At 55.0% G+C, this 15,483-nt stretch carries 17 protein-coding genes and 2 pseudogenes; 8 read left to right on the top strand and 11 right to left on the bottom strand.

From position 1 onward, the window contains the following. Positions 1–27: 27 nt before the first annotated feature. Positions 28–936 (top strand): ADP-ribosylglycohydrolase family protein, encoded by a 909-nt coding sequence (locus MUG98_RS10455; RefSeq protein WP_265112063.1) that lies wholly within the window; start codon positions 28–30, stop codon positions 934–936. Continuing rightward, positions 936–2,648, top strand: a complete 1,713-nt coding sequence (locus MUG98_RS10450; RefSeq protein ID WP_265112062.1) for a HEAT repeat domain-containing protein — start codon at positions 936–938, stop codon at positions 2,646–2,648. Before MUG98_RS10455 ends, MUG98_RS10450 begins: the two co-directional genes overlap by 1 nt. Positions 2,649–2,912: 264 nt before the next feature. On the opposite strand, the gene MUG98_RS10445 is transcribed toward MUG98_RS10450, so the two are convergent. The 3 genes and pseudogenes from MUG98_RS10445 to MUG98_RS10435 form a co-directional block, all read right to left on the bottom strand. Beyond that, positions 2,913–3,668 (bottom strand): hypothetical protein, encoded by a 756-nt coding sequence (locus tag MUG98_RS10445; RefSeq protein ID WP_265112061.1) that lies wholly within the window; start codon positions 3,666–3,668, stop codon positions 2,913–2,915. A 202-nt stretch (positions 3,669–3,870) separates the two neighbouring features. Continuing rightward, positions 3,871–4,368, bottom strand: a complete 498-nt coding sequence (locus MUG98_RS10440) for an HNH endonuclease (RefSeq protein WP_265112060.1) — start codon at positions 4,366–4,368, stop codon at positions 3,871–3,873. A 6-nt stretch (positions 4,369–4,374) separates the two neighbouring features. Next, positions 4,375–4,419: pseudogene (locus MUG98_RS10435) on the bottom strand (hypothetical protein); the annotation flags it as partial. A 6-nt stretch (positions 4,420–4,425) separates the two neighbouring features. On the opposite strand from MUG98_RS10435, the gene MUG98_RS10430 reads away from it, so the two are divergent. From MUG98_RS10430 to MUG98_RS10420, 3 genes are all read left to right on the top strand, one after another. After that, positions 4,426–4,584, top strand: coding sequence for a hypothetical protein (locus tag MUG98_RS10430; protein WP_265112059.1), 159 nt, complete (start codon positions 4,426–4,428; stop codon positions 4,582–4,584). Positions 4,585–4,784: 200 nt separating this feature from the next. Then, positions 4,785–5,384, top strand: a complete 600-nt coding sequence (locus MUG98_RS10425) for a MarR family transcriptional regulator (RefSeq protein WP_265112058.1) — start codon at positions 4,785–4,787, stop codon at positions 5,382–5,384. A 203-nt stretch (positions 5,385–5,587) separates the two neighbouring features. Continuing rightward, positions 5,588–6,334 carry a proteasome assembly chaperone family protein gene (locus MUG98_RS10420; RefSeq protein WP_265112057.1) on the top strand — a complete coding sequence of 249 codons (747 nt, stop codon included), beginning with the start codon at positions 5,588–5,590 and terminating at the stop codon, positions 6,332–6,334. Positions 6,335–6,374: 40 nt separating this feature from the next. Here the strand turns inward: MUG98_RS10420 and MUG98_RS10415 are convergent, their stop codons facing one another. From MUG98_RS10415 to MUG98_RS10395, 5 genes are all read right to left on the bottom strand, one after another. Beyond that, positions 6,375–6,998, bottom strand: a complete 624-nt coding sequence (locus MUG98_RS10415) for an SRPBCC family protein (protein ID WP_265112056.1) — start codon at positions 6,996–6,998, stop codon at positions 6,375–6,377. 27 nt (positions 6,999–7,025) lie between these two features. Further along, positions 7,026–7,325 (bottom strand): hypothetical protein, encoded by a 300-nt coding sequence (locus MUG98_RS10410; protein WP_265112055.1) that lies wholly within the window; start codon positions 7,323–7,325, stop codon positions 7,026–7,028. 458 nt (positions 7,326–7,783) lie between these two features. Continuing rightward, positions 7,784–8,689: an alpha/beta hydrolase gene (locus MUG98_RS10405; protein ID WP_265112054.1), complete on the bottom strand. Its 906-nt coding sequence runs from the start codon at positions 8,687–8,689 to the stop codon at positions 7,784–7,786. Between the two features lie 870 nt (positions 8,690–9,559). Next, positions 9,560–9,946: a DUF4352 domain-containing protein gene (locus tag MUG98_RS10400; protein ID WP_265112053.1), complete on the bottom strand. Its 387-nt coding sequence runs from the start codon at positions 9,944–9,946 to the stop codon at positions 9,560–9,562. 18 nt (positions 9,947–9,964) lie between these two features. Further along, the gene (locus tag MUG98_RS10395; protein ID WP_265112052.1) at positions 9,965–10,378 is read right to left on the bottom strand and encodes a hypothetical protein; all 414 of its coding nucleotides are present in this window, start codon (positions 10,376–10,378) and stop codon (positions 9,965–9,967) included. A gap of 210 nt (positions 10,379–10,588) precedes the next feature. On the opposite strand from MUG98_RS10395, the gene MUG98_RS10390 reads away from it, so the two are divergent. Beyond that, complete coding sequence (locus MUG98_RS10390; protein ID WP_265112051.1) at positions 10,589–11,047, top strand: DUF7344 domain-containing protein; 459 nt, start codon at positions 10,589–10,591, stop codon at positions 11,045–11,047. 146 nt (positions 11,048–11,193) lie between these two features. Here MUG98_RS10390 and MUG98_RS10385 read toward each other — a convergent pair whose 3' ends face one another. Beyond that, on the bottom strand, positions 11,194–11,988 hold the full coding sequence (locus tag MUG98_RS10385) for a DUF429 domain-containing protein (RefSeq protein WP_265112050.1): 795 nt from the start codon (positions 11,986–11,988) through the stop codon (positions 11,194–11,196). A 162-nt stretch (positions 11,989–12,150) separates the two neighbouring features. Here MUG98_RS10385 and MUG98_RS10380 point away from each other — a divergent pair, with 162 nt between their 5' ends. Together MUG98_RS10380 and MUG98_RS10375 are read left to right on the top strand one after the other, a co-directional pair. Next, complete coding sequence (locus tag MUG98_RS10380) at positions 12,151–12,672, top strand: DUF7342 family protein (RefSeq protein WP_265112049.1); 522 nt, start codon at positions 12,151–12,153, stop codon at positions 12,670–12,672. A 720-nt stretch (positions 12,673–13,392) separates the two neighbouring features. Continuing rightward, positions 13,393–14,409 (top strand): annotated as a pseudogene (locus MUG98_RS10375) (DUF7961 domain-containing protein). A gap of 103 nt (positions 14,410–14,512) precedes the next feature. Here MUG98_RS10375 and MUG98_RS10370 read toward each other — a convergent pair. Together MUG98_RS10370 and MUG98_RS10365 are read right to left on the bottom strand one after the other, a co-directional pair. Beyond that, positions 14,513–15,151, bottom strand: a complete 639-nt coding sequence (locus tag MUG98_RS10370; RefSeq protein ID WP_265112048.1) for an HNH endonuclease — start codon at positions 15,149–15,151, stop codon at positions 14,513–14,515. 45 nt (positions 15,152–15,196) lie between these two features. Further along, a complete protein-coding gene (locus MUG98_RS10365) occupies positions 15,197–15,394 on the bottom strand; it encodes a hypothetical protein (protein ID WP_265112047.1) in 198 nt (65 codons plus the stop codon). Positions 15,395–15,483 lie beyond the last annotated feature (89 nt).

The following is a 15,483-nucleotide window of genomic DNA, read 5'->3' as shown; positions in this document are numbered from 1 at the left end:
TTTCTTGAACGTATTCGTTGGTTGCGTATGAATTCAGATCGAACACGCGGTGTTCTACTGGGGCTTGCGTGTGGGGATGCGCTTGGACGACCGGTTGAGTTCGCATCGGCTTCGGGGATCGCCGCAGAGTACGGGAAACTCGACGAGATGGTCGGGTATGGAACGTGGAATCAGCCGGCGGGAACGATCACTGACGACACCGAGCAGGCGCTGTGTATCGCAAGAAGTCTCGCCGAGCAACAGGGGTTCGATCCAGCGGATGTTGCTGATCGGTTCGTCGCGTGGTACGATAGTGACCCGTTTGACATCGGTCAGATGACCGCACGGTCGCTGCGTGAGTTCAAACGCGGCTCGACGTGGGACGAGGCAGGCCAGCAGGTCTGGGAGAACAGTCAGGAAGGCCAGAACGCTGGGAACGGGAGTGTGATGCGATGCCCGCCGCTTGCCATCTCGTATGCGACTAACTGGGATCGACTCGTCGAGGTGAGCCAGCAATCCTCGCAGATTACGCACGCTGATCCGCGGTGTACCTATGGCTGCGCGATTCTCAACCTCACGCTGGCTGGCCTCCTCGATGACGTCAACACTCCACTACAGGACGCGCTCGACTACGTCGATGCGGGTGTACCAGATGAACTTACGACCGCGCTCAGACCGATCGCCCAAGGCAACTCGCCCAGCTCGCTCGAAACATCGGGGTACGTTGTTCACTCGCTTCAAACGGCGCTTCACGACGGCTTAGGCTCCGAGAGTGCTGGAGAAGCGATCGTGACCGCTGTCAACCGTGGTGGTGACACTGATACGATCGGTGCGATTGCCGGAGCAGTTGCGGGTGCACGGTTCGGTGCGTCACAACTCCCAGACCGATGGCTCTCCGCCATTGACGAGACGGACGAACTCGAATCGCTGGCGGATGATCTCTTGGAGGTAGTGTGATGTACGTTCTCGCGTTCGATCGGGACTGGACGGTCGATGTGAATCCGCATCCGCGACGGGAGGCGGTGCCGCTTGAGTGGGTTCAGTATTGGGCACACGAGACCGATCACGAGGTCTGGGCGATCGGGAATCAGGACCTTGTTGACGAGGCCGACATTCCGGGGACAGTTGAATCCGTTCGGCGGCGTGATGGGGACATCGATACGTTAGGTGACCGCGACGAGTTCGGGAACTACGAGTGGTGGCCAGAGCGGGAGGAGCGGCTTCGAATACTCGCGGAACTATTTCCCGGAGCAGATGGGCACGTAGTCGTTGACGATCTCGACTTGAGCCACGTTGATGGGTGGGACCATTACCACGCGTGGGACTTCGTCGATCTCCTCCAGGAGGGAGAAATGGAGTTATCGACGCCCTCGAGCGATCTGATTCCAGACGGCGGATTCGAGTCAGCGGACGAGGTACGAGACATCCTAAACGACGGGTACGTGTTCGAACTCACGTATCGGACGGACGGTGAGACGAAGACGCATCTGGTCACGCATTTTGAGCCGGAGCGCCCATCGATGACGCCGTTGAAAGGCCCGCCGGTGTTTTGGTTCGAGACCGTGGGGACCGGCGAGAAGTTCTCTGTTCGACTGCCAGATATCGAGTCAGTACACCCCGTTTCGTACGAACGACTCGCTGACCCGTTCGTAGGGGCGGCGTTCGCCGCGGTTCGATCACAACTCGAAGATGACCCGGAGACAGTGGACGGTGAAACGATTCGCACGATGCTGGCTGATGCGGTGGCAGAGTCAACTAGCGTGGATCGGCGTGAAGCGCTTCGCCTTGCGATGAGTACACTGCAACACCGGGACGATGTACGTGAGACGGCTATCGAGGCCGTGTTCGAGTTATTGGCTGACGAGCCAACGGCGCTCGATCGGGCGGCGTTTCAAGCACTCTGGGACTCCACGAAGGATGACCCGTTAATGCTGAAAGGATACGTATATGAGTTGGCGAGTTATACGAGTCAAGAGTCGATGTACCAGCCGGCTGCCTGTTTAATGGAGTTAGCTGAAGCTGATCCGGGTAGTGTTCTTGATGCGGTACCAGCCCTGGAGACTGCCGTGGCAGCTGATACTGGAACGACGCAGAGCTACGCAGTATACACACTCTCCGCTGTTGCAGAGGAGTACCCTGAAGAGGTGTTTCCAGCGGTCAGTGTCCTGATCGAGGCGTTGCAGAGCAAAAATGAGACGACGCAGACGAACGCGTTAGCGGCACTTGGGAAGATCGCGTCGAACTATCCGGACGCTGCTGAACCGATCGTAGACGAGTTAGTCGCGTTGCTGGATGATGAGGCGAAGCGCGTTCGGAATAATGCGGTCGGGTTGCTGGGAGATATCGCGCAAGAACATCCCGACATTGTGATCGAGCACGCCGACCCGATTGCTGCTCGGCTTGAGGACAACAACATTCAGGCGCGCGTGAATGCGTCGCTCGCATTGCTTCGAGCAGGCGAGGCGGATCCGAGCGCGATTCGGGCCCAACAGAATCACCTGGAGAGCGCGCTGGAGGATGCGAGCCCGGAAGTTCGAGCAAACGCGTGCTCACTCATCGGGAACGCGAATGTACCGATTCCGATCGAGGAACTCCAGGAATTGAAAGCGAACGACTTGGACGAGACAGTCCGCGAGCGTGCAGCTTGGGCGATTACACGCCTGTCTTGAGAGCTACATCGAACCAGATCGCAGGTTCAGAGTCTGGAGGCTCTGCTGAAGTCCGCAGCGGAAGATGATTCCTATTCTCTCACTTTGAAGACGCCACAGAAGGAGATCGGCGCAGTTCCCGGTATGCACGTCAAGTTCTGGAATATCGAGCAAGAAGGAGAATCAGCGGTTCACCGTAGATCCAGTGTGAAGTAATGACACAAGATGGTTTGAGATCACATCATGTGGGTTCTGCTCCATCGCGAAGAGTGCGAGCGACGTACTCTACTGCCACCACGTTTTCCCGCCAGGATGTGCATAGAGAATTTCTGTTGAGCCAGCAGCCGCTTCGTTGGAGAGCCATGTGTCGACGGTCCATCCGATCTTCCGGTTCTTTTTTAGGGTGGCGCTGTCCTTGTCGAGGAGAGTGGGTTGGAAGAGGTAGTTGTAGTGTGAGAAGACGACGAGATACGTTTCGTCAGTCGGCAGGTCGTTGAGTCGGTCGAGATCGTGTTCGAGTTTCCGGTTCGCCGTGTGTAGTTTCTCGACGGCGCTGTCACGGCGCATCTCAGCCTCAGATGCGGAGCGAAGGGTTGAGTTGTCGAAGTCGTTTGAGAGTACGTTCTGATTGGTGATAAACTTCAGTTCAAAGGCGGCCGCGACGTCGCGCTCATCGTATCGTTTTGATCCACCGTTCCAAAATACAGGATGCGAGAGTTCGTCGTCAAAGACGACCACGTCAATCTGTTCGTTCGGGCCGTCCGGATCAGAGAGATTGACCTCCGGATGCACTCGGGATAATACGCCATCGTTCTGGCCGCATTCGGCGATGCGGTCGATGTACGGTCGCTTGTACACGGCGTAGTTTCCATCGGTCGTAAGAGTCGGGTCTGGGAACGTGGCGTAGAGTGCGTCCGCGTCCTGAAGTTCGGTGCGGAGGGATTCGATAAGACGGCACTGCATATCGGCCTCCATACTGACGTCAAGCGCGGTTTCGAGGAACCAGTCTGCGAGTTCGTCGGCGATAGCGTGATAATTCATATGTTATCGAGAACGACCGGATTCTAATGTTTACGGGGAAGAGTGCTACTGAAACACTCTCCGTCTGATTGGGGACGTACTAAATAGATAATGTGTGGACGCCATGCAGTTCGGGTTAGAGGACTTGACCGGTAACTCACTGGTCTTCTCGACTGCGGTTTACTAGATCCTGCGGTGACTGCGATATCGAGACGGGGGGATGCTATAGCCACGAGAGGCCGGTGTTGAGTTCTTCGAGGAACGATGGTCGAACCTGAACGTTAGGCGGGAGCGTGAGCTGTTCGCCCGTTCGTTCGAGGATGGTTTCGCGGAGGAACGGATGCGCGGGATTGAACGATGGGCTCGTTCGAATACGGTGGTTGCTGTCGATCGTGAACAGCGCGGCATCGAACGCTCGATGGTGTAGTGAGTTTAGCACGAGGACATTTTCCGGGTGTTCGGCGAGGTCAGGGTGTTGACTTCGTGGGAGGATGTGGGCCAGATCCAGCAGGTCATCTTCTCGAATACCGGTCATAGTGCACGCGTGGCCGTATCGATCGAACGTTTCTTCCCGGAAGGCATTACTCACGACGGTTTCGGAGGTTTCGTAGCGTCGAACCCGCCCGCTGTGATCGAGGGTCTCGCCGGTCGGCCACTGGGCGACGTTGCCGGTTTCGACCCAGCGCTTCCAGACGTCCGGCGCTTGGGCGTCGTCGTTCATCCGAGCGGGATCGTGTAGCCACGAGACGGGAACAGCCTGAGTGTTGAGGATCGAGAAGTGGAAGAGGTAGTTCGGGATCTGTTGTACGGCGTCTGGGCCGGGAAGTCGGGATTAGAGTGGCAGCGTGAGCAACTCGACGTTAGCATTCGAAGTCCTGTCGTCGAGCCACATCTCGAACGTGATCTCGGCCTCATCGAACAGTTCGAAGAATTGTGACGGTCTAACTACGAGTCAGCCTTGTTGAGCCATTTCCTCTCCACTATGGAGCATACCCGAAGTGAAAGGATATCAGAGTGGATCAGCTATCTCACCCATACAGTAATAATATTAACATCTTCCCAGGTCATTCTTCCATCGGCCACTTTCTTTAGGTACTTTGTATTTATATAACGGATGTTGAAAGTACTATCTGGTCCATGAGTATTGAATTATCTGAGACCAGCGAAGCGAACGAACTGGTTGTCGAACTGAACGGGGAATTACACGCAGATGACCTGCAAAACGTGATCGATCAACTCAATCCTGCTGTCGAAATCCGCTCTTTCCAGATCGGAATCGCCGCCGATAATCCGGCTGCCCTCTCGGTGTTAAGTGCAGAACCCGAGGCCGATGCTGGACTGGAAGAGACCACCGACGAAGGCAGTGAGCGTCGATCGGAGCACCCAGATGCCTCTGCTGTCGATGCCAAAGAGGACGACTCTCCTGATCAATCCTCAGTACCACAGCTTCAGACCGACGGTGATCCGTTCCAGATCATGCGGACGATCGATACACTGGATACGTGGGTCCGAACCAAGGAAATCCGAGAGGGCATTCCTGACGAAGTGGACGTCGCCACTGACTCAATCGGAACGAATCTGTGGAATCTCGCTGATCGTGGTTTACTAGAAAAACGCCCGTACGAAGAGGATAAGCGCCAGAACGAGTATCGAATGACGGAAACTGGTGAAGCAGCCTTCGAACAGGCCCTCGAAAAGTCCGACGAATCCTCGAGCACGGACCAAACTGACGAGTAGCGAACTACCTCAAAGGCGTTCTGTGTTGACCACGGATTGTCCGACTGTTCGATAAAGGGAACATCTACCTCGGGGCCAGTAGCATATCATAGGACACACATTCTGATCGCTCGTCATGCTTTGATGACAGAGTCCACTCAGAAACCGAATTTGACAGTGTCCCGTAAACATATGTGATGAGTCGGTGTAGTCCGATGAGAATCATGCCAGATACATCTGACGTGCAATTTCATCGGTCGACCGATCTTGAAGCGGAGTCACCGACGCTGATCGAAGGATTACCGGGTCACGGGCTGGTTGCGTCGATCGCCGTCGATCAGATCACCGATCAGCTCGGACTTGAGGAATATGGATCGATCCGGTCCGATTCCTTCCCGCCCGTTGCGTCATTCACAGATGGGCTAGTTCAGGATACGGTACGGGTCAATGGCGGAACAGATCCGGATATCATGACGCTACAGAGTGATGTTCCGATCCCGGAAGACGCGTTCACCGATCTGAGTCAGTGCGTTCTAGAGGAATTGGCCGATGATTTCAGCCAGGCAATTTTCCTTGCCGGTGCGCCGGCCCAATCTGAGGAGCAGCAGGGCGATGTCGTTGGCGTTGCGACAACCGAGGAATTGAAGACGGAACTCGAAGATGCCGGGATTGAGGTGGCGGCGGAGTCCGGTGCCGTGAGCGGTGTGACCGGTGCGCTCATCAATGCCTGTTATCAGGCAGATGTTCCGGCAGCATTGCTGCTTGTCCGTGCAGATCCTCGGCTTCCGGATCCAGCCGCAGCACGATCCGTAATCGAAACGGCGCTTGAGCCGCTCGTCGAGTTCGATATCGATACTACCAAGCTTCGTGAGCAGGCTGAGGAGATTCAGCGCCAGAAACAGCAAGTCGCACAACAACTACAACAGGCACAGGACCAACAGGACGAACCCGTCCGAGGGATGTTCCGATAGGAAGCGGCCAAAAACGATCGTCAGGTGACTGAAATGTTCGTTACCGAGGTTGAACAGCAAACGAAATCAAATCAGGTAAATTTGAATAATAACGTTCCACGAGAAAAGTACCATCATAAGAAAGGCGTCGAATCCAGTGACCAATCGATGGCTTTGGTTCCGCAGGCGGCGCCGATTCGATACGATCCTTGAAGAATACGAGTTCCTTGTTCGTGTGGTCGTAGAGTTTCGCCTTCCCGTCGAGGACGGTCGTGAACATCCACTTCAACGCTCGGCCACGCCGGTTGTTCGGGAAGTCCATCCAGACGGCGTGTGACATCCGCGTTCCGTCTTCGGTCTCCTCCAGTCGAATGGTGCCACCTTCGGGAATCCGAACAGTGATGAGCCCGCGAAGGAGCGGATAGTACGCCGATCCCGTCCAGACTGCCACGTTCGGATAGTCGATGTAAGGGAAGCGACCGTGCAGGTCGGCGTACATCCCGGCGACCTCTTCGGCCTGGTGGAACGTCGCGCCCTCACGGGGCCGGTTGTCGGGCGTGTCGTATTCGAGCCCGTAGTGTTCCTCGGGGTTCGATGCCGTCCAGTGGACCGGGTCAGTCACGTACTCCCAGATCTCTTCGGGACTAGCGTCGATGACGATTTCCGCTCTGTCGGTAACGTACATGGTAGCGTCTCCAATCTTACTCTGCTCTCATCGTGCGAACGCGTTGTACAACCACGCAAAGGCGTACACGAGAACGAAACTAATGACAGCTGCCTCTACCATGCCCGCCACGGTCCCGACGACAGTCGGTTCGAAGAACAGGTGCCACTGTTCCATCGCTTCGACTGCACCCTCATAGACACCGGTCGCTCCGAACACACCGAGCAGGAGCATCACGACGGCGGAGAGTACAGCTGCAGCTCCGGCGAGCGCCAGCGCATCGAGGCGCATCCCACTGGCGGTGGAGTCCATTTCGTACGCATCTTGGTTTGTGGTATCAGTGCTCATGACTAAAGATACGCTCGACTCCTTCATACGGATTTCTCTTAGAAATCGAAAGGGAGAGCTGCTCTATTAACACGGCACGAGATCATCACGGGAGGAAACTGGAGATAATAAAACCATCTTCAACAAGGGAAAGCAGTGAGTCTGCAGTCTTCAGCGTACAGCAGTTTCATACTGCGTTTTGTCTAAAGAATAGGATTTCAACAGAGCCGAGAACAAGATACTCCAGAGACCGAGCTGGCAAGTGCGAAAGCCGGGCAAGTCGGCATTCCCATCGATACGGTCTACAGCCGCGGTGAACAGCGCGCCTGGGAAGTCGGTATGCGCGAACGCTGCCGCCAACAGTACTAGGACTTCGACGAGGGACTTCGGTGGCTGCGGGCCGGTCAGCCGATCCAGTCGGCCCAGCCGACCTTCATTTGCGCCAGGTCTGTCCCAACTCCTCCTTTATCGATCGTTCTTTAGCCGTCTGCTTCCGCCAGGTGGTCAACAAACCACTCGCGTGCAGGACCGCTCGATTCGTCGAACTTGTTGACGTAGGCATCGAAATGTCCACCGTCAAGCGTCACGAGCCGCTTCGGTTCACGTGCCTTCTCATACGCTTCGAAGGCCTTGTCGGCGACTGCGAGATGATCACCCTCCGCGATGATCATCAGCAGGGGTGTCGGACTGATGCGGTCAATATAATCGATCGGCGCATACTCGCTCAGCATCTCGACGGTTTTGAGCGTGACCTTGTTCTCCCAGTTCGGAGCGCGTTCTTCTTCCGTCTCCATGAACCACTCGTAGGCATCCTGAGTCGGTAATGCTGCCTCGCCGAGCAGTTCTTCGGAGACGACGGGCACCGTCTCGGGCTCCTCGCCCTGGAACCGGGCCAGTCGGTCCTGATCGAATTGCTCCCGATACTGGTCCATGATGTCCGACCGGACAAGTCGGCGGACGTTATGGTAGCCATCGGTCAGCGGAACCTGTGAGACAACAGCGCTAACCCGATGATCAAGCGCGCCGACGGTGAGGACGTGGCCACCGCTGTAACTTGAGCCCCAGACTCCGATGCGATCACCATCGACTTCGTCTCGCGTGATCGCGTAGGTGATCGCATGGCGGTAGTCGCGGACCTGCTGCCACGGATCGATCTCGTAGCGCGGCTCCCCCTCGCTGTCACCGAAATTCCGGTTATCAAAAACGAGTGCCCCGAGTCCGGCGTCACTGAACACCTCGGCATACTTGTCGAGGTACATCTCCTTCACCGCCGAAAATCCATGGGCCATCACGATCGTTGGGACTGGTCCCGTTGCGTCCTGTGGCGTGTAGAGCCAGCCGCGAAGCGTATCCCCTTCCGCCTCAAATTCGATATCTTCTCGCATTACGTCTGTAGCTACCATCCATCACTTTTTATAATTATATGACCTATCCCACACATTCATCTTACCGAGTAGGTCTTCTCATGTGCCCCTCAGGATCGTCTCATACGCCGAATTACGATTCTTGGGGCGTCAGCCCCTCCCGCAACAACTACGGTTTCGAATCTGCCTCATATTCACTGATTTTCCCGCTGTGACTACGTGTCTCCGGGGCGAGCACTCCGATGTGTTTGACCTGCTGGACAAAATTGAACAGCACGTTGGGTCGAATGACATCCTTCCAGATCGCTTCCTCCTCGTCGATGCGAGATACCTGGCTCGCGGCGCATGATCGAGTCACTCCTGAACCAGTCGTCGTTGCCTGGGCATGTTCTGCCTGTCCTCCAGAAGCGCCGTTTGGCGTGGACCGAGCCCCTCGATATATATGACTCTTCGAACGGAAGTCTCGGGGCAAAACACGCTAGCCGGAACCGAAGATCTCGTCTAGATAAGTAACTGTCTTCACTACTGATTCGAATACGGGTTAGTAGAGACCGCAGAGTATGATATCTAGCGCCCTCCCGCGGTATAACGGCAGTCGGGTCTCTCAATTGGGAGAGCATGCCGTGATCGTCGGGGCAAGTATGGCCGGCCTGTGTGAACGCCCTCTTACTCGAGTTCTTGGAGTAATCACACCCACTCGATCGCCGCGTTATGCGTTGCGACGTCGTCCGAATCGATGCTCCCGTCCGGTAACGGAAACCGCTCTCCAGCCTGATCGACGATCTTCCGCTGAAGTAGATTGCTTTCCGTTTGGAGTTGCCTGCAGCCGATACTCTTGATCGATGGTAAATAGCTCTCGGTCTCTCGATTACCACCTTCGCTCTCTATCTCTCAGTTGATCGCCCAGCGGGCATCCCACTCTCCTGATATTCCCCCTTGATATCCCTCACCCGTATAGCTAACTTCTACGTTTTCCGGGTCTAGTTCCGCAGGTATTTCGTACACAATCCATCCCTCACGTGAGATCTCAGGGCGGATTTGGCTACTTTCGTATCTTCCTTCCTCTCTACTAATGAACGTATTTTCAAACTGCTGGTCATCGGCGATGATACTAATATCGATACTATGTGGGATATATTCGGATTCATCTCCGACATTCTCCGCATATACATCGAGGAACGCCCATTGTGAACCAGAGGGAGCAGATTCTTCGCTCGTCGTGCCATCGTAATCCTCGTATTCATATATTTCTGTGAACTCGAGATTGTCGATTATCAAACGGATGTCGTTGGGCGATCACCATGCCTCCCCTAATTCATGAGATGCTGGAATCGCCTCAATGGAAAATGATTCTTCAAATGCCTGAATTTGGTACCTAAGTGTCCCGAGATACGGCGAGTAGGCGGTATTGACTTCTACTGTTTCTTCCTCGCCCGCTGGAATCGCTAACGCATGTCGTTCTGATGTGACCTCGCTCTCGCCCCACGCATCGATGGTGAAGTACGTCCAAAAAGTGCCATCTTGGTCACCTGTATTCGCTACCGTATACGAATACGTGAACGAATCCATCACACCAACCTCGGAAGGTGAATTTATTTCGACAAGTTCGAATTGACTCTCCTGTGCCGATACCCTTGGTACCTCCCCTATGCTCCCCACAACCGCGACTGCGCCTGCTCCCGCGGCAACGAGATAATCTCTGCGTCGCATAGCACCTCTTCCTGCCATCAGGAATTTACTTCAAATGCTGTCACGGTGACGGAGAGTGTCACTTCGTTTGGTAATACGAGACAATAGCTCTGTAGACATTCAGACTGGGTTCATTTGTCGATACCTTCGACAGTCTCAAGCGAAACGACGAATCCACGATGTCGGCAGCGTCGAGAACGGCTGAATTCCTCACTGCCCGCTGCTCAAAGAGTGGGTGGCACAAGACAGCGATCCCGTCGAGAACGTCCACGCCCAAAGCTGTTCGTCGGCGACGAGTTCTCGAGCGCTGCCAGCGGGATCGGCGAGAGCGGCCTCAAGATCTTCGAGGAACCCAACGTCTTCGAGTTGCTCTACGCGCTACAATGTGTGCAAGAGAATGATCAGGTAACCGTTCAGGTACCGGATCTGGTTCGACAGGTGGCGGCAATCGAAGCAGATGTCGATTCTGCGACGGTCGGCCGCACGGTCCAGCGGTCATCGAAGGTCGGGCTTCATCATACACATCTGCTAAAGCTCGACGACTACGGCGTCATCGAGTACGATGCAGAGGCTGACGAAGTGTCGACGACTGATCGTACTAGAACAGTCGCACAGATAATGCGGAGCATCGTCGATCCCGTTGAGGATACGGAGATTGGGCTCGCCCAGTCTCCCAATATAGACAGCTGACTCGCCGTGTTCACTCTAAGCAGCCACTCAACACCAATTCTCTCAAAAGAAGCGATCAGACCGAGCCCACGGGAATATCGAGTGTTAGTCTCACAGCCGTGACCATAGTCCCATGAATCTAACTTAGCCTCACACGGAACCGTTGTCTACTCACAACTGAGTTCGCTCTTACTACGGTAGACCATTTGCATCGGTAGCCCTTTCGCATCATGAGGGGGGTCCGATGGGAGTCGATGCAACTCCTCTTTCGGCGCATACGCTGTGAGTGCGAGCGCAAATGCATCTAGCACATCATCGAGAGCGACTCTGTGCCCCTTGCTTCCAAGATCTCGAGCAACCGTGTGCCAGTCGCCACGTGTGTATTCATCGACGTTCCTGAGTACAGCCAATCGTTCTGCAACTCCAGCTGCCGTGCGTTTGCTGTGTTCGAGTGGTGTTCCGCTCAGTGCACGAAAGCACACTTCCGGATGTCCTTCGACCAGAACCTCCGGATCGCCATCGCCCCGGAGCAGGTTGTCTACTTCGACGATTCCCTCTGCGATACCGGCTGCCTGTTGCGTCAGCCGTTTTCCGGTCAGTTCTTCGTTCTTGTCGCTTATTTCGCTATGATCTGCACCGGCTACAGCTAACGTCGCAGCCTCTCGTGCCGGTGCGGTAAACACCGACCTGTATTGCGATCCAATGACGCTTCTGGCGAGATCGTCACATTGTCGGGTAAGCTCTCCGTCTTCTTCGACGCACGAACACGCATCTGATTCAAGCGACTCACAGAGGCCGATCGGGACATCGACCACGATGCGGCGTGCGGATGTGCCGTAGTGATCCCAAACTCCCGCGATCGCCTCGAATACCTCAACTGATGGGGCCTCCGACTCGTCTGTATACGCTATAGAAACCCACTCGCCGGACGACCAGTCAACCCCAACGTACTGTGAACACATCCGTAACTCGACTCTATGGCTAACTGACTTGTATATATCGTGGAGTAACAATATCAGTAGTTGGTAATATGATTTCTTTATTCAGTTCTGCAGTCGAAAAGACCGAGGTCAATTATTTTACTCAAAGGTAGATTTATTGCGCTGTATCTATTACAGGGAGCCATGGCCGACCAGAGCCCGGGTGTCGAAGCCTGGAAAGAACACACAACAGCGTTCGACCGTGTTCAATCAGTCGCCACTACAGTCTCCAAACCACGTCCAGCATCGTATATCGCGGATGAGGCCCACGTCGCGGAGAATACAGCACGAGACCATCTTGAACGACTTGTCAACCTGAACGTACTACTGAAGACAGAACGCGACGATGGCGCACTCTATTCCCCTGACCCACTCCACACACGGATACAAACACTTCGGGACCTTCTCGAAGAGCATGACCGCGACGGGTTGATCGATCTGAAGATTGAGTTACAGTCCAAAATCGAAGACTGGGAAACTGACTATAGCGTGGACTCCCCCGACGAACTCCGTACTCGTGCCGCAGAGACGGATACCGCTTCGCAGACGCGGGATCTCAAGAAAACCGCAAGTGACTGGGAACTCGCACTATATCGTCTCTCAGTCCTTGAGGACGCGATCGAAAACTACGCAACGTACACCAAGGACTTTCGGGCATCCGCGTAGCGCCGGCAAATGGCTGACTCATACAATTCATCTGAAGCGTCTCATCGAGCACTTCGTGCAATCCAGCAAGAGCTCGAACGGCATCCAATAGTTACTGCCGTACAGGGGTTCCCAGATGGCGATTTCACAGAGCTACGGGCAGACCTAGCGGTAGAGCGATGGGGGATCGAACGTGAGAATACAACATTGACTGTTCACTGGTTTGCGGGAGAGACACCGGACGCACGCCCTGAGTTCGAGTTTCATTACAGCGATGAGGAGACCGATTTCGGATGGCACCATCATGAGCAAGAGCATGTCGATGGGTGGGGCCATTTTCAGGAACGCGCTGGTGACGCCGGATATACATACGAACCACATACGTTCCACGCACAAAACCCAGCGCAGCTCTCATGGGAAATCATGTCAATTCTTTCTTCCAATTTAACCCCTGGATAAAGTAATCGCGTTACCAACTACTGGTAAACGCCCAACTTGTTCTTGTAGAGCCTGAAGATAGGCCAATTTCTTGTAGACATTGCAAACACTAATTCATAAATCAGACAACTACTACGTTTGATCGTCGTTTCGAGATCCACCTATCCTACCAAGCGACTCGTGGACTTTTCATCTTCGTGAGGTGCTTGGGCTAGTACAAGACAGACGATTCGTTACGGTTCCCGACTCCGTAGCGATAACCAGTACACAAAGTATATTTGACTAATAGATGATCTGCGTGTAATGTATCTGTATTCGCCGGGCGAGATCGACCGTGAGCGAGCGAATCCTCAAGCGGTCATACAAGGTGCAGACGACATCGACGTGAAACGAATTGGAAATCTCGGTGAGTTCGCGTTCGAGCAGTTCTGTCGAGAGTACCTTCCAGTTGAGATGTGGGAGTGGGAGAACGAAGAGGCGATTCGGCGGTGTAATTCCGAGAGTTTCTCCGGGCACGATTTCGAGGTGTTCGGGTACGAGGTGGATGTGAAGACGTCCCGGGACGTCTCGGCGTTTCGTCCGGCGAACCTGCTGGAGAACGACCCTGACGACGATATCATCGTGATGGTCTAGCATCGAGACAACGAAGACGCCCTGATCATGTTGGGATGGGAGCGTACTGAAACGCTCAAATCGAAGGTTGAGACGCAAGAGGCGTACTCGGGAGAAGAACCAGAGAAGTTGGCACACCTCGCAGCGCGGCCGATGAACGAGTTACAGGAGTTAGGGCCGAACACGGCGTACATGAATCAGAAGCCGGAGAACCCGTTCAAGCCCGGAGACCGCGTCGTCAAGACTGGTGACGAGGACGCGTCAGTCGGCGTCGTCATCGAAGTGATGCCGCCGGAGAAGAATACCGGTGCCTTCGGGCAGGAACTGGACGGTGAGGCTGTTCGAGTAGCATTCCCGAGTGCACTCGATCAGGGACCCGCTGACTGGCGCGAGTACCACCCAGGAATCCTCGCATCGTACTGCGTCGACACGGACATCAAACTCTGGACCTACAAACACGAGAATCTTGAATTCGCCGACAACCCGTACGTACCGGGCGACCACGTCATCAAAACGAGTCACTCTGATCCGAACACGGCTGTAGTCGTCGAACGCGGTAACGACGGCGACGAAGGTTCAGTTACAGTTGCGTACCTCGGCGACTTTGACGACGAGGGAGTGTGGCCGTCGAAACTAGCAGAACACTGTGAAGAAAACGGAATCAAATGCTACACGTACTCGGCTGACGAATTAGCGTTCGAGAAATGACTTGACTGCTAGGACTAGGTCCACGAGTCCAAAGGCAACCAGGATTTTGGAATTATTATGCACGCTGACGCAGACCACGTCGCTTTGTCGTTTCGACCGATATCTACACCCACGCAAGCGCCGCGTTATGCTTTGCGACGTAATCCGTGTCGACGCACCCATCTGGTAGCGGGAGTCGCTCCCCGGCTTGATCAAGAATCGTCTGCCGTAGCAGGTCACTCTCCGTATCGAAATTCGGGTTCACTCGCAGCCGGTTGCCCCGATCGATGGTGAAGAGTTCTTGGTCGAAGGCTGCGTGATGCGTCTTACTGAGTGCCAGTACGTTCGATAAGTCAGCTCGGTGCTCCGGATAGTCGCTCCACGAGAGGACGTGCGCGACGTCCAGTAGCCCTGGATGATCCACATCTGAGATCGGACACGTATGGTCGAACCTCGCTAATGCAGTTGCCCTGAACTCCGGATCGATAGCTCGTGCATTGACCGTCGACTTGTAGGTTCCCGCAGTCATTGGATCCGCTGTACTGGATGCAGTTGATGCAGCAGTCTCTGCCCACGTCTCGACAGCGTTGTCGGTGAACTGTCTCCCGTCCTCGGTGAGTCGATACTGATCGCCGTCTTCCTGGACACGGCCGAGACTTCGCAGCCAGTTAACGCGCTGGAGTGCCATGTCGGGGTTCTCCGTATTCCAACCGATCTCGGGATGTGTATTGAGTTGCTGGCGGCTGATTTCGTCGATCGGCATCGGCCCAACTGAGAGCGCATGGAGCAGGCTTCGCAGGCCGACATTTCACCGGCACATGATTTCGAGGAGCGTCTCTGTCGAGCGGTCAGTGAGGTATCGCTCACCCTCGGGACCGAGTGTCCAGACGCCGTTCTCACCAGTGAGAAATCCGACATCCTCGAGGTACTCGACGCGGCGCATGATTGAGTCCCGGCTCGAGACGTGGGCGAAACTCCCGCGATGCCAGCCAACGAGTTCGTCCATCGTAGGGTGCTGTTCGTCGACGTAGTCGATGATTGTATCGAGTGTGTCGACATAGCTTGTTGCCCAACCGAACATCGGGGCGATCGAGC

Origin of the sequence: Halosolutus halophilus (assembly GCF_022869805.1) — an archaeon.
Lineage (GTDB): Archaea > Halobacteriota > Halobacteria > Halobacteriales > Natrialbaceae > Halosolutus > Halosolutus halophilus.
Note: the sequence above shows the minus strand (reverse complement) of the source record. Positions and strands in the feature narration are given on the sequence as shown.

Excerpts from the sequence above, each read along its gene's own strand:
- MUG98_RS10455 (WP_265112063.1), top strand. The coding sequence starts at position 28 with ATGAATTCAGATCGAACACGCGGTGTTCTACTGGGGCTTGCGTGTGGG.
- MUG98_RS10450 (WP_265112062.1), top strand. The coding sequence starts at position 936 with ATGTACGTTCTCGCGTTCGATCGGGACTGGACGGTCGATGTGAATCCG.
- MUG98_RS10445 (WP_265112061.1), bottom strand. The coding sequence starts at position 3,668 with ATGAATTATCACGCTATCGCCGACGAACTCGCAGACTGGTTCCTCGAA.
- MUG98_RS10440 (WP_265112060.1), bottom strand. The coding sequence starts at position 4,368 with ATGAACGACGACGCCCAAGCGCCGGACGTCTGGAAGCGCTGGGTCGAA.
- MUG98_RS10425 (WP_265112058.1), top strand. The coding sequence starts at position 4,785 with ATGAGTATTGAATTATCTGAGACCAGCGAAGCGAACGAACTGGTTGTC.
- MUG98_RS10420 (WP_265112057.1), top strand. The coding sequence starts at position 5,588 with ATGCCAGATACATCTGACGTGCAATTTCATCGGTCGACCGATCTTGAA.
- MUG98_RS10415 (WP_265112056.1), bottom strand. The coding sequence starts at position 6,998 with ATGTACGTTACCGACAGAGCGGAAATCGTCATCGACGCTAGTCCCGAA.
- MUG98_RS10410 (WP_265112055.1), bottom strand. The coding sequence starts at position 7,325 with ATGAGCACTGATACCACAAACCAAGATGCGTACGAAATGGACTCCACC.
- MUG98_RS10405 (WP_265112054.1), bottom strand. The coding sequence starts at position 8,689 with ATGCGAGAAGATATCGAATTTGAGGCGGAAGGGGATACGCTTCGCGGC.
- MUG98_RS10395 (WP_265112052.1), bottom strand. The coding sequence starts at position 10,378 with ATGCGACGCAGAGATTATCTCGTTGCCGCGGGAGCAGGCGCAGTCGCG.
- MUG98_RS10385 (WP_265112050.1), bottom strand. The coding sequence starts at position 11,988 with ATGTGTTCACAGTACGTTGGGGTTGACTGGTCGTCCGGCGAGTGGGTT.
- MUG98_RS10380 (WP_265112049.1), top strand. The coding sequence starts at position 12,151 with ATGGCCGACCAGAGCCCGGGTGTCGAAGCCTGGAAAGAACACACAACA.
- MUG98_RS10370 (WP_265112048.1), bottom strand. The coding sequence starts at position 15,151 with ATGCCGATCGACGAAATCAGCCGCCAGCAACTCAATACACATCCCGAG.
- MUG98_RS10365 (WP_265112047.1), bottom strand. The coding sequence starts at position 15,394 with ATGGACGAACTCGTTGGCTGGCATCGCGGGAGTTTCGCCCACGTCTCG.